The sequence below is a fragment of the Vibrio sp. Vb1980 genome (genome assembly GCF_033338615.1).
In the GTDB taxonomy this organism is placed as follows: Bacteria; Pseudomonadota; Gammaproteobacteria; order Enterobacterales; family Vibrionaceae; genus Vibrio; species Vibrio alginolyticus.
Genome location: NZ_JAWOSZ010000004.1, coordinates 212,653 through 224,455, shown reverse-complemented (window position 1 = coordinate 224,455; position 11,803 = coordinate 212,653). Strand labels below are relative to the sequence as shown.

At 44.4% G+C, this 11,803-nt stretch carries 14 protein-coding genes; 6 read left to right on the top strand and 8 right to left on the bottom strand.

Going from position 1 to position 11,803, the window contains the following annotated elements; translation table 11 throughout:
* The first annotated feature begins 201 nt into the window (after positions 1 to 201).
* Genes R7F64_RS09985 through R7F64_RS09975 form a run of 3 tightly spaced genes read left to right on the top strand, consistent with a single transcriptional unit; the run spans position 202 to position 3,805 of the window.
* On the top strand, positions 202 to 1,554 hold the full coding sequence (locus R7F64_RS09985; RefSeq protein ID WP_005384162.1) for a DASH family cryptochrome: 1,353 nt from the start codon (positions 202 to 204) through the stop codon (positions 1,552 to 1,554).
* Positions 1,554 to 3,098: a cryptochrome/photolyase family protein gene (locus R7F64_RS09980; RefSeq protein WP_005374147.1), complete on the top strand. Its 1,545-nt coding sequence runs from the start codon at positions 1,554 to 1,556 to the stop codon at positions 3,096 to 3,098. Before R7F64_RS09985 ends, R7F64_RS09980 begins: the two co-directional genes overlap by 1 nt.
* Positions 3,098 to 3,805 (top strand): SDR family oxidoreductase, encoded by a 708-nt coding sequence (locus R7F64_RS09975; RefSeq protein WP_017819732.1) that lies wholly within the window; start codon positions 3,098 to 3,100, stop codon positions 3,803 to 3,805. The genes R7F64_RS09980 and R7F64_RS09975 overlap by 1 nt, the downstream gene beginning before the upstream one ends.
* A gap of 61 nt (positions 3,806 to 3,866) precedes the next feature.
* On the opposite strand, the gene R7F64_RS09970 is transcribed toward R7F64_RS09975, so the two are convergent.
* Both R7F64_RS09970 and msrB read right to left on the bottom strand, forming a co-directional pair.
* Positions 3,867 to 4,013, bottom strand: coding sequence for a DUF2256 domain-containing protein (locus R7F64_RS09970; protein ID WP_005374142.1), 147 nt, complete (start codon positions 4,011 to 4,013; stop codon positions 3,867 to 3,869).
* A gap of 33 nt (positions 4,014 to 4,046) precedes the next feature.
* On the bottom strand, positions 4,047 to 5,189 hold the full coding sequence (msrB, locus tag R7F64_RS09965) for a peptide-methionine (R)-S-oxide reductase MsrB (RefSeq protein ID WP_005374134.1): 1,143 nt from the start codon (positions 5,187 to 5,189) through the stop codon (positions 4,047 to 4,049).
* Positions 5,190 to 5,391: 202 nt separating this feature from the next.
* On the opposite strand from msrB, the gene R7F64_RS09960 reads away from it, so the two are divergent.
* Together R7F64_RS09960 and R7F64_RS09955 are read left to right on the top strand one after the other, a co-directional pair.
* The gene (locus R7F64_RS09960; protein WP_005374132.1) at positions 5,392 to 5,790 is read left to right on the top strand and encodes an OsmC family protein; all 399 of its coding nucleotides are present in this window, start codon (positions 5,392 to 5,394) and stop codon (positions 5,788 to 5,790) included.
* A gap of 129 nt (positions 5,791 to 5,919) precedes the next feature.
* Positions 5,920 to 6,474, top strand: coding sequence for a sugar O-acetyltransferase (locus tag R7F64_RS09955; RefSeq protein WP_318071654.1), 555 nt, complete (start codon positions 5,920 to 5,922; stop codon positions 6,472 to 6,474).
* An 87-nt stretch (positions 6,475 to 6,561) separates the two neighbouring features.
* Here R7F64_RS09955 and R7F64_RS09950 read toward each other — a convergent pair whose 3' ends face one another.
* From R7F64_RS09950 to R7F64_RS09925, 6 genes are all read right to left on the bottom strand, one after another.
* Complete coding sequence (locus R7F64_RS09950; RefSeq protein WP_005374128.1) at positions 6,562 to 6,942, bottom strand: hypothetical protein; 381 nt, start codon at positions 6,940 to 6,942, stop codon at positions 6,562 to 6,564.
* Positions 6,930 to 7,991 (bottom strand): glycine zipper family protein, encoded by a 1,062-nt coding sequence (locus R7F64_RS09945; protein WP_241669997.1) that lies wholly within the window; start codon positions 7,989 to 7,991, stop codon positions 6,930 to 6,932. The genes R7F64_RS09950 and R7F64_RS09945 overlap by 13 nt, the downstream gene beginning before the upstream one ends.
* Positions 7,992 to 8,504: 513 nt before the next feature.
* The gene (locus R7F64_RS09940) at positions 8,505 to 8,687 is read right to left on the bottom strand and encodes a hypothetical protein (RefSeq protein ID WP_064369688.1); all 183 of its coding nucleotides are present in this window, start codon (positions 8,685 to 8,687) and stop codon (positions 8,505 to 8,507) included.
* 164 nt (positions 8,688 to 8,851) lie between these two features.
* Positions 8,852 to 9,538: a YafY family protein gene (locus R7F64_RS09935; RefSeq protein ID WP_318071653.1), complete on the bottom strand. Its 687-nt coding sequence runs from the start codon at positions 9,536 to 9,538 to the stop codon at positions 8,852 to 8,854.
* Positions 9,539 to 9,585: 47 nt separating this feature from the next.
* Entirely contained in the window at positions 9,586 to 9,900 is a 315-nt protein-coding gene (locus tag R7F64_RS09930) for a hypothetical protein (RefSeq protein WP_104973374.1), read from the bottom strand.
* A 115-nt stretch (positions 9,901 to 10,015) separates the two neighbouring features.
* The gene (locus tag R7F64_RS09925; RefSeq protein ID WP_053307145.1) at positions 10,016 to 10,939 is read right to left on the bottom strand and encodes a LysR family transcriptional regulator; all 924 of its coding nucleotides are present in this window, start codon (positions 10,937 to 10,939) and stop codon (positions 10,016 to 10,018) included.
* Positions 10,940 to 11,077: 138 nt separating this feature from the next.
* Between R7F64_RS09925 and yjjG the strand changes: the two genes are divergently transcribed.
* Positions 11,078 to 11,752, top strand: a complete 675-nt coding sequence (gene yjjG / locus R7F64_RS09920) for a pyrimidine 5'-nucleotidase (RefSeq protein WP_005374109.1) — start codon at positions 11,078 to 11,080, stop codon at positions 11,750 to 11,752.
* Positions 11,753 to 11,803: the final 51 nt, after the last annotated feature.

Here is an 11,803-nt window from a genome sequence, read left to right as displayed (position 1 = left end):
ATATCAGTATGAAACATGTACAGGCATTTGGTGGTATTGCGTGTTTTGAGATATCCAGCAAATGGATTCCGTGTAAACGCTAGTAACCTAATGATCGTCAAACTCTCGTTTTCGTATAAAAGCAAGTAAATCAAAAGGCTTAACGTCAGGGTCTCCGTGAAAAGAACTCGTAGACGAAGAATTAACATCTGAGGGTGCGAATTGAAAAAGAAAATAGGACTTTATTGGTTCACGAACGACTTGCGATTGCACGACAACCCACTGTTGAAAAGCGCCAGTGTAGAAATGGACGAGTTAATTTGCTTGTATTGCTACCCTTCAATGACGCCTTACTTGCATCACTTTGCGCAGGAAGCCTCTTTCGGGCGCGCGAAATTGCAGTTTCTCGACTCATCGCTTAGTGAACTCAATCAATCTTTGAATCACCTTGGTCAGCGATTATGGGCGGTTGAACTAACGCCCGATCAAGCAATCAAGTATGCTGTTAATCGCTTCGGCGTCACACATATATATGCTGACGCCTTTCCCGGTTCGGATGAGCAACAAGCGTTAGATCGCGTAGCTGAAGGCGCTTCTCATGTAAAAATAAAACAGCAAGCAATCCGGACCCTGTTAAGGGAAGAACAACTGCCATTTGACTTGAGCAATCTGCCTACCACTTTCACGCAGTTTAGAAAGCAAGTTGAAGGTTTAGACATCTCTCGGCCCCACGAGAGTATCCGTTCGTTACCTCCAATTCCTTTAGGTGTGAATCTTCCTTCCGTTACTGCATATTACTTTGACGCAAAAGCTGCGTTTCATGGTGGAGAAAGCCGCGGGCTTGAACATTGTCGCCAGTATTTTGCTTCCACACTAGCCAGTGAATACAAACAAACACGCAACGGTTTAGATGGCATGGATTACTCCACCAAGTTCTCTCCTTGGTTAGCTCATGGGTGCGTTTCTCCGAAAACTATTTATGCCATGTTGAAACGTTATGAAGCGGAGAATGGTGCAAATGATTCAACCTACTGGATTTACTTCGAACTGCTTTGGCGTGAATACTTTTATTGGTATGCCCGTCGACACAAGCGACAGCTCTTCCGATTCGGTGGCATCCAAAATCGAGCACCACTCACCAGCTTTTATGCGCACCGTTTTCAACAATGGAAGAAAGGTGAAACGCCATTTCCTATCGTCAATGCGTGTATGCACCAACTTAATGAAACGGGTTATATGTCGAATCGTGGCAGACAGTTAGTTGCCAGTTGTTTGGTGCATGAGCTTGGCCTCGATTGGCGTTATGGCGCGGCGTACTTTGAGTCACAACTGGTCGATTACGATGTGGCATCAAACTGGGGAAATTGGCAATACTTAGCAGGCGTTGGTGCTGATCCGCGTGGTTCACGACAATTCAACCTCGAAAAGCAAACCGAAATGTACGACCCGCACATGGAGTTCATCGATAGGTGGCAAGGTCGTTGTCCTGGCGCGCATTTGGATAGTGTAGACATGGTCGATTGGCCGATTGTGATGGGCAGCAGTGACAAAGCTTCGTCATCGGAGAAACCGTAATGCAATTTGAAACCGTACGATTGATCTTGGGCGATCAACTTAACAGTGAGCACTCTTGGTTTCAGCAACCGGATGAGCAAGTGCTTTACCTGATTGCGGAGCTCAAGCAAGAGAATACTTACGTCACGCATCATATTCAGAAAGTGTGTGCGTTCTTTTCCGCAATGGAACAGTTTGCGAAAGAGCGTCAGAGTGAAGGTCACCAAGTTCTGCACCTCACGTTGGATGACACACAATCCTTCGACGATCTTGAGCAAGTCTTGCAACACTACGCGAGTGAAGTTGGTGCAAGTAAGTTTGAATATCAACGCCCGGATGAATACCGTCTTCTGGAGCAGTTAGCCAAACTAAAGCTTGATGGGGTCGTGACGCGTTGTGTCGACTCGGAACATTTTTTGTTGCCGTTTGAGGAAATAGAATCGCAGTTTCCTCAAGGTAAACACATCATGATGGAGCACTTTTACCGCCGTATGCGCAAGCGCTTCGACATCTTGATGCAAGACGGAAAGCCCGTCGGCGGAAAATGGAATTACGATGCCAATAATCGTAACAAGCTCAAAGCCAAAGACATTGAACAACTGCCACAACCTTTGATGTTCAGTACTGACATCCACGGCATTATTGAGCGGCTGGCACGACATGACATCAAAACCATCGGAAATCTCGAAGGGGACTTGTTGTGGCCGATTAATCGCGCGCAAAGCCTCTCTTTACTCGCGCATTTCTGCCAAGTCTGTCTGCCGTTATTCGGACGTTTTCAAGATGCCATGACAGGCCAGCACGACGCTAAGTGGAGCTTGTATCACAGCCGAATTTCATTCTCGCTTAACAGCAAATTACTGCACCCGAGAGAAGTCATTGATGCTTCACTCAAGGCATTTCATTCCAACGCGGACATCGACATTTCTCAAGTTGAAGGGTTTATTCGCCAAATCTTAGGATGGCGAGAGTACATCCGAGGCGTCTACTGGGCGAACATGCCTCATTACCCGAAAAACAACGAATTGGGCGCAGAAAGAAAGCTGCCAGATTTCTTCTGGAATGGTGAAACTAAAATGGCTTGTATGCGCAATGCGATTGGGCAGTCCCTCGATTACGCCTACGCACACCACATCCAACGATTGATGGTCACTGGTAACTTTTGCTTGCTAACCGAGATCGACCCAGATCAAGTGGATGAGTGGTATCTCGGTATCTATGTTGATGCGATTGAATGGGTCGAAATGCCGAACACACGTGGCATGGCATTGTTTGCGGATGGCGGCATTGTTGGCACCAAACCTTACGCGGCGAGTGGTTCTTACATCAACAAAATGAGCGACTACTGTAAGGGTTGCCATTACGACAATAAGGCGAGGAGTGGGGAAGGATCGTGTCCGTTTAACAGCCTTTATTGGCGCTTTATGAACAAACACGACAAGCGCCTCGCAGCCAATCCACGAATCGGGATGATTTTCCGCTCTTGGGACAACATGGAAGAACAACAACGCCAAGCGATTCTTGATACCGCAGAGCACTACATAGAAAACGTGGAGAACTTGTGATGGAAATACTCATCGTCGGTGGCAATGGTGGAATTGGTTTGGCGATGGTGAGAGAAGCCGCAGCTCGGTTTCCTCAAGCTCGCGTGCATGCCACTTATCGTAAGCAGCAACCAGATTGGCAACACCCAAATGTCGTTTGGCATCAAGTGGATGTATCGCAAGACGAGCAGGTAAAAGCGTTCAGTGAGCAGATTGAACACGTCGATTGGTTGGTGAACTGTGTTGGTATGTTGCACACCCAAGAGAAAGGTCCTGAGAAGAATCTTAGCTCGCTCGACGCAGACTTCTTTCAGCAAACCATCACGGTTAATACTTTGCCAAGTTTGCTGTTGGCGAAATACTTCACGCCCAAGCTAAAGCGCAGTACTGCACCCAAGTTTGCGACCATTTCGGCCAAAGTTGGCAGCATTAGCGATAATCAGTTAGGTGGTTGGTACAGCTATCGAGCATCGAAAGCCGCATTAAACATGTTCCTAAAAACCATGTCGATCGAATGGCAAAGAGTGGTCAAACATGGCACGGTGCTTTCACTTCACCCTGGCACCACAGATACCGCTTTGTCGGCACCTTTTCAAACCAATGTCCCAGAGGGAAAGTTGTTCACGCCAGAGCGAGTTGCTAAGGATTTATTAGGCTTGATAGAAAAAGCAACCCCGCAAGATAGCGGGGCGTTTTGGGCTTATGATGGGACGTTATTACCTTGGTAAGAGAACGCGTACAAACGTTAATACAAATGAAATAACATACTCCAGAGAGGGTCGGAGTGACCTACGTTTTCGTTGATTTATTTCTTCGGCAACGCTCAGAACAATAAACGATTTCCTCCCAATTTCGCGCCCACTTCTTTCTCCAAGAAAATGGGCGCTGACAGACCGGACAGACTTTCATGGGAAGGTTGGATTTAAAACCTTTCATCGCGCTGAATGTTCACTCCTAATTTGGTTAAAACTACTTATCAAATAGGTACAGGTAATCGCCGTAGCCTAAACTCGCCATCTTGTTCACAGGTACAAATTTCATCGCAGCAGAGTTCATACAATAGCGTAATCCCGTCGGCTTCGGACCATCTTTAAACACATGACCTAGGTGTGAATCACCAAACTTACTGCGGATCTCCGTTCTAGGGTAGAGCAGTTTATAATCGGTTTTCTCCACGATGTAACCCGGGTTAATTGGTCGAGTAAAGCTTGGCCAACCTGTGCCAGATTTGTATTTATCAGTAGAAGAAAATAGCGGTTCACCAGTCACAATATCCACATAAATTCCCGCTTCTTTGTTGTCCCAGTATTCATTATCAAACGGACGCTCCGTGCCTTCTTCTTGCGTCACGTAATACTGTAGCTCTGTTAAGTTTGATTTGATTTCAGACTGAGCAGGTTTACTGTACGCTTTCACTTTCGAAAGCAGCTTTTTTTCTTCAATCAACTGTCGAAGTGTTTTAGGACTTTCTTTTCGATCTTCACCAAATACTTCGTCGAGATATTTATCGCGACCTGATGCGTAGCGGTAGTATTTGTACTTCAAGCTACTCTTCTTGTAGTAATCCTGATGGTACGACTCCGCAGGGTAAAACTTTTCAAACTCGATCAGCTCTGTTTTCAACGGTTTTGGATAGATCATCGCCTTGTCGATTTCCATCATAAACTGCTTAGCAATCTGCTTTTGCTCCGCATTATGGTAGAAGATCGCTGGACGGTATTGAGGACCACGGTCAACAAATGAACCTTTATCGTCGGTAGGGTCGATATGACGGAAGAAGTAGTCCAGCACTTGCTCGTAGTTCACGACAGCAGGATCGTACTTCACCTCAATCACTTCAATATGACCAGATTTACCAGAAGAGACTTGGCGGTAAGTCGGGTTTTCAATATGACCACCTGAATAACCTGATACAACATCGATTACGCCGGGCAGTTGCTCTAAATCCGATTCTGTACACCAGAAACAACCGCCAGCTAGCGTTGCGATTCTTGTATTCTCTGAAGCCTTCAGCTTATCCATCGTATCGGCGGTACCTGTTTTACTCAATAGTAGAAACAAGACTGGAAGTGCGAAGGAGAAACCGGCCAATAACTTAGACATATTCTTCATAGCTACCTCATCGTTATTTTTGTAGAAAGTGTTACTTAAATAAAAAGTATTACGTATAGAGAAAGGTAACCGAGCGAAAAAATTACAGTAATGTTGAAAATTCCGTTGCCCTTTTATGCGATAGAGCTAAAGTATCGACAAGAAACACACCGCTAGTAAGGGCAACGATGCCTTGAATAAGCGATGCTAAATGAGGTAAATCATGCAAGCTGAAGTTAAATGGATAGAAGATTTTAAATTCCTTGGGCAATCTCAGTCGGGCCACTCCGTAGTGATGGATGGCAATGGTGGTGCAACCGCACCAAGCCCAATGGAAATGGTACTAATGGCTGCTGGTGGCTGTAGCTCTGTCGATGTTGTTGATGGTTTGAAAACAGCAGGCCAAAAGGTTTCGTCAGTTAATGCCAAGCTAACCACAGAGCGTCGTGAAACCGCGCCGCGTATCTTTACGCAAGTGAATATCCACTTTGAAGTGTCAGGTGACGAGCTTGACCCAGAAGTCGTAGCAAAAGTGGCGGCTGACTCGCTAGAAAAATACTGCTCGGTTTGCTTAATGCTAGGTGAAGGTGTTGAGATGACCCACAGCTGGGAAATTGTGTAAGCCGACAGACTCCACAAAATATAAAAACAGGAAAGAGAAAAGTCCGGGCTTTTCTCTTTTTTTATTTCGCAGTTCACGTACCTTGTGAAGAATCTGAAAGCAGTAATTGCAGGTTGTAGGAGTCTTCCAGTGACAGAACTAGAAAAAATGATGTCTGGCCAGGTCTTTGATGGCATGGACAAAGAAATTGACGCCATTAGAAGCCATGCTCTTCAAGCACTTAGAGCGCTCAATAATAACACCGACGAAAGTCAGCGCGACGAATTGCAAAAGCAGCTATTTGGCAAGGTAGGCCGTTGTATTGTCCAGGCCCCTTTTCATTGTGAATTTGGTAAGACCATCGAAATCGGCGAAGAAACCTTTATCAACATGAACGTGGTCATGCTCGATGGTGCCAAAATTACCATCGGGAACAACGTGCTCATTGGCCCGAGCGTGCAATTGTATACCGCTTCTCATTCTGTTGATTACCGAAGTCGCCGACGTTGGGAAACGTTTTGTAAACCCATCACGATTGAAGATGATGTGTGGATTGGCGGTAACTCCGTCATTAACCAAGGTGTAACGATTGGTGCTCGTTCGGTTATTGCGGCGAACTCGGTAGTCAACCATGATGTGCCGCCAGATTGTCTATACGGAGGCACGCCAGCTAAGTTGATTCGCCGTCTCAACGAAGAAGAGTAGAGGTTAGTATGCAATAACTCTGGCGATTAGAGAGTTCAGACTGAGCTCTCTTCGTCGAGTACATCGTTATATTTTAATGTTAATTCCTCACTCAATTGCTAAAAGAACGGCACCAATTGATAAAGTCAGGGCAACGACAACAGAGTTAACAATGATAATACCCAGTAATAGAATCGACAAATAACGATACCATTTTGGTACTTCTCTAGAAATATTAGGTAATTTTCGCTTTTCACCTGAGCTAGGTTGAACGATTAAACGAACAAACATCAATGTTCGGAAAAATGCGTAAGGCCACCCTGTGAATAAAGAAAGCTCAAATTCATTAAAATATGGTTTTTTAAAATAGTTCCCAACAATCTCCTTCGGCATCAGAAAGTGCATGACACCGATAAAAATGGTTTGTAAGAAAATAATAATCACACCAGTCATTAAAGTGTAAAAAAGAAATGTGATTACTTGCTGCATATAGACTCTATTCCAGTACTAGCGACTAAGTTTGGCTTGCTTTCAATTGAATTATAAAAGCTTTTTGCCACTTTACCGGATGCATAACCTACAGCCGTTGAACCGGCAGCGAGTACAATGGCAGTCCCCCAGCCAATAGGGTTTGATACTAAAAATAGACCGACTAACGCGCTGGTACCCATTCCTACAGCTGTGCTAGTTATTGACTCAACAAAAATTTCATTCTTCTCATGTTGGTCTTGTGTATTCGCAATCTGAATGCAGGAAGCCGTCAGACCAACACCGACTAAAACATGTCCGCCCACTTTAGATGCTTGAGCTATTTTATTCAGTTTTTCGGCTTGTTTAACTATATGAGCATTCGCAGGTAACCCTCCACTTCGAGCTATGCGAATAGACTGGTGAGTCGTTTTGTTGCCAAATAACAGCTTTTCCATAGGGCCAACATTTTTCTTTAGTAGGTCTAAATGTTTTTTACGTCGACCATCATATTGTCCTTTACTTATTACTCCGTTTTTATAGTTTGCGTAAAGGTCGTTGATGTTCTCAATGAGCTTAATATTTCCTTTACTCATCAAGTTCCCTGTAGCACCCATCAAGGTACCTCCTGGAATAGTAATCATATTGGCGTTGTTTTCTAACCATGCCAACGCCCAAAACATGTCAGCATGTTGCGGTGGAACTTGATTTGAGATTGATTTTGGAGGTTGATTGTAGCTGAGAAGATTGGGAGGCAAAACTTTATGGGGAGGAGAGCTGGGCATTTGAGGTTTAGACGCTGGGTAGGTCCCTAGCTTCGCGATACTTTTAGGAGGTAACGCATTGTTACTTTGAGTTTTAAGTTGAGAGCTTGATTTGGGTAGAGCTGATAACCAAATGATATCGCCAGCTCTAATGCGGTTAGGATCTGAAATATGCTTGTTTAATGTCATTATATGAGTCAGTACCATCTGATAGTCCTTGCTACCATATGGAGCACCATACATGTTTAATATAATTGATGATAAGTTATCATGAGTTTTTATTTTATACTCAAATAATCCCGACACAGAGCACCTCTAGCTAATAATTTGTTTGTGCAGATACTAACAAAAAACTATATTTAAAAAGGTTTATTTTTTGCATTCTAGACTTTCATTTTAAAAAGTTACAAATTAGCTGATGTATTTATTATTTGCATGAAATTGTTAATGTGATTTTTTACATTTAAAGTGTGATATCAAACTTGGTTGGATAAGTAAAGGTCATACATGATTTGCTAGTGATAAAAACCTGCGATAAAAAATACAAGTGCTAACATTGTAGAGTTTATGATAATTACCCATATTATTATGAAGGATAATAGGCGGTACCACCTAGGCCCCTCTTGGGATACATCAGGTAACTTTCGCTTTTCACCTGAGCTAGGTTGAACGATTAAACGAACAAACATCAATGTTCGGAAAAATGCTTAAGGCCAACCTCCAAATATAGTTGGTCGTGTATAAAATGGATAACGTGTAATGGCGAGATGTAAGCCTTGCACAACTAACAAAGGTTGGTTAAACAAGGCTAATAGTCGGTTATGGATGAATAACGATTTGTTGCTCCTCAGTCATCACAAGTATCGCTTTGCTTTGTTCGATAAGTTGGGCAGCATAAGAAGGGGTAACGGCCTGCATATCACCTTTAGATCGAAGAGTTAAAGACTCCCACGCTTGATCTCGATATTTCCCTGCTTGGGTGTATTGAATCAGTACTTTCATAGCTTCACGCTCCGGTGTGGTTGACGTGCTACTTAAGTTAACGATCTTAGGTTGGTTGCGCATCTGTTAAAAATGAAACATTAGTTTAACTAAATGTGCCTTTCCAAATATCTCGCATTGAGCAGAGCAATTTAGAATCCTTGTGATGGAAGGATGAAGAACACTCAATCTTTCGATTCATACTGCGCAATATAATGTTTGAGAGATTTGGTTTCCGCACTCTGAAACTCTTCATCGTGCATACGCAGTGCTTGGATACGGTCGAGGCGGAACTGGCGGTAGTCATCGCGCAATTCGCACCAGGCGACCAGCGTCCAGACTTTGCCCCAAAAGAACTGGCCTAACGGTTGGATTTTTCTTTCGGTCACCTGTCCGCTTTCATCTTGGTAATCCAAACTGACCTTAAACTGATGATCAATCGCGTGGCGCAGAAGCTGCCCTCGTTTGGCAGTCTCGGATTGGGTGTGATAATCGGGCACAATCAGCGGACAATCTTCCACTTGTTGTTTGAGCTTATCGGGCAATACCGAAAGTATTTTGGTGGACGCAGAGTGAGACGCTTCGGCGAGTTCAACATCCGACCAGGCTCGAACCATCCGCATACCCAGTTCAAGCGCCATCATCTCTTTTTCTGAGAACATCAAAGGCGGCAGATGAGAGCCAGCTTGCAACAGGTAGCCAGCACCTGCTTCACCTTGAATAGGAACACCAGAACTAAGCAACGACTGAATATCGCGATAAATCGTACGTTCGCTGACTTCCATTCTTTCTGCGAGCTCTTTCGCTGTCACGGCGTAACGCTTTGCGCGCAAAAGCGTCAGTAGCTCAAACAGTCGTTCTGATTTGCTCATGATGTTCCTTATCTAGACCTACTGGTTGTTAGTGGTAGTGCGGCTGATTACTTCTCTAGCTCACTGCACATTTTTAAGTTGTGATGTTTAAGCTCGAAGCTTTCGCAGTCAATCATTGATAACAGAGGCTGAAATTCAGCGGCTTGCTTAAGCTGTTTTCCCGCCTGTTTTGCATCGTCCATTGAACGCCAGTAAATGATGTCTGTCCACACATCGTCCGTCGCTTCGTGACTGAGTGAGCGATACAAAAAGCCTGGCAGATTCTTCACAAACGTTTGTGACTGTTTGGCAGCGGCGATCACGTCTTGCTCTGTTGTGCCTGTGGTTAGACGAAATTGCACAGTTTCGATAACGGTTTCCATATTGTGATTCCTTATTGGTTTTGGCGGATTGCCTGTTGAGTTCCAAATAAGGTTACGCGGATGGAATGTCAGAACATGTCAGTAGTGAAATCTCACTCACTTATCATCAATATGGTTATTTTTCTGGGCTGTTGTAACGATCCCAGTAAGGTAAATCTGTGCCGAGTTTTTCGCTGATAAAATCGATAAAGGCTCTTACTTTCAACGGCATGTGCTTGCGCTCAGGGAACACCGCATAAATGGCGTGTTCTGGTAGAGAATACTCTTCCATCACCGGTTTTAGATTTCCTGCGGCAAAGTCTCTTCCTGCAATAAACGTCGGCAGTTGCGCAATGCCCGAACCTCTTAACAGCAACTGGCGAATGGCTTCGCTGTTATTGACGATAAAGTTTCCTTTTGGAAGCACCTTGTATTCGCTGCCATTGTTGATGAACATCCATTCGACGCCGCCACGGAAATAGGAGTAGCGCAGGCAGTTGTGACCGACTAAATCACTTGGTTTTTGTGGTGTTCCAAACTCCGCTAAGTAATCTGGTGAGGCACAAAGCACACTTTTACAAGGGGCGAGACGTTTTGCGATTAGATTGGAAGAGGTGAGTTCACCAATACGGATCCCCAAATCAAAACCGTCTTTAACCAAATCGACCATTTTGTCTTCGAGGTTTAAATCCACTTCAATTTTCGGGTAACGAGCGAGAAACTCGCTGATCAAAGGCGCGATATGCAGCACACCGAAAGACATCGGCACGGTAATTTTGAGCCGACCTTGTGGAGATCCTTGCAGCTCCGATACCGCGTCCACGCCTTGCTGGGCCAGATTGAGCGCTTGAGAAGCGTACTCAAAATAGCGTTCTCCTGCTTCGGTCAGGCTCAGCTTACGCGTAGTTCGATTAAGGAGACGAATGCCCAAATCGTCTTCTAGTTGGTTGATGCGTTTGCTGATCGCCGATTTCGTCAGATTCAGCTGTTTGGCCGCAAGGGAAAAGCTGCCGCATTCGACAACAGCAACAAAAACGGGCAGGGAGGCAATCGCGTTCACATCAATCTCCTATTATCGTGAAGCATTTATTGTTGAGCACAAGGATACAATTAATTTCCAATTATAGAGATTATCTTCAAGAAGAAAACAATCTAGACTATGCACCAGTATTACGAACTTGATTTTGGGAAGAAGAAAATGAAGTACGATTGGATCCTGTTTGACGCTGACGAAACCTTATTCCACTTTGATGCTTTCAAAGGTTTGCAGCTTATGTTTTCTCGCAAAGGCGTAGATTTTACTGAACAAGATTTTGCTCATTACCAAACCGTAAACAAACCGCTTTGGGTGGATTACCAAGATGGCAAAGTAACGGCAGATGAGCTAAAACATAAGCGTTTTACCGAGTGGGCTGAGAAGTTGAATACCACAACAGCAGATCTCAATAGCGCATTTTTAGAAGCAATGGCCGATATTTGCAGCTTATTGCCAGGTGCAAAAGAGCTGATGGAAGCGCTGCAAGGCAAAGCTAAAATGGGCATCATCACCAACGGTTTTACAGAGTTGCAAGCGATTCGCCTTGAGCGTACAGGGATGACTGAGTACTTCGATAAAGTAGTGATCTCTGAACAAGTGGGCGTAGCAAAACCGGACTTAGGTATTTTTGAATACGCGATGCAGCAAATGGGCAACCCATGCAAAACGCGCGTACTGATGGTGGGTGACAACCTGCATTCCGATATTCTGGGTGGTAATAATTTTGGTATTGAAACTTGCTGGTTAAATACCACAGGCGCAAGCGTTGATGAGCGTATCGCACCAAATTACACCGTTGAGTCTTTGAGTGAACTAAAGAACATTTTGGTGGCGTAACCGAATCGGGTATTATTCCGCAGTAACCCTCGGAAAAATCAAGGAATAACC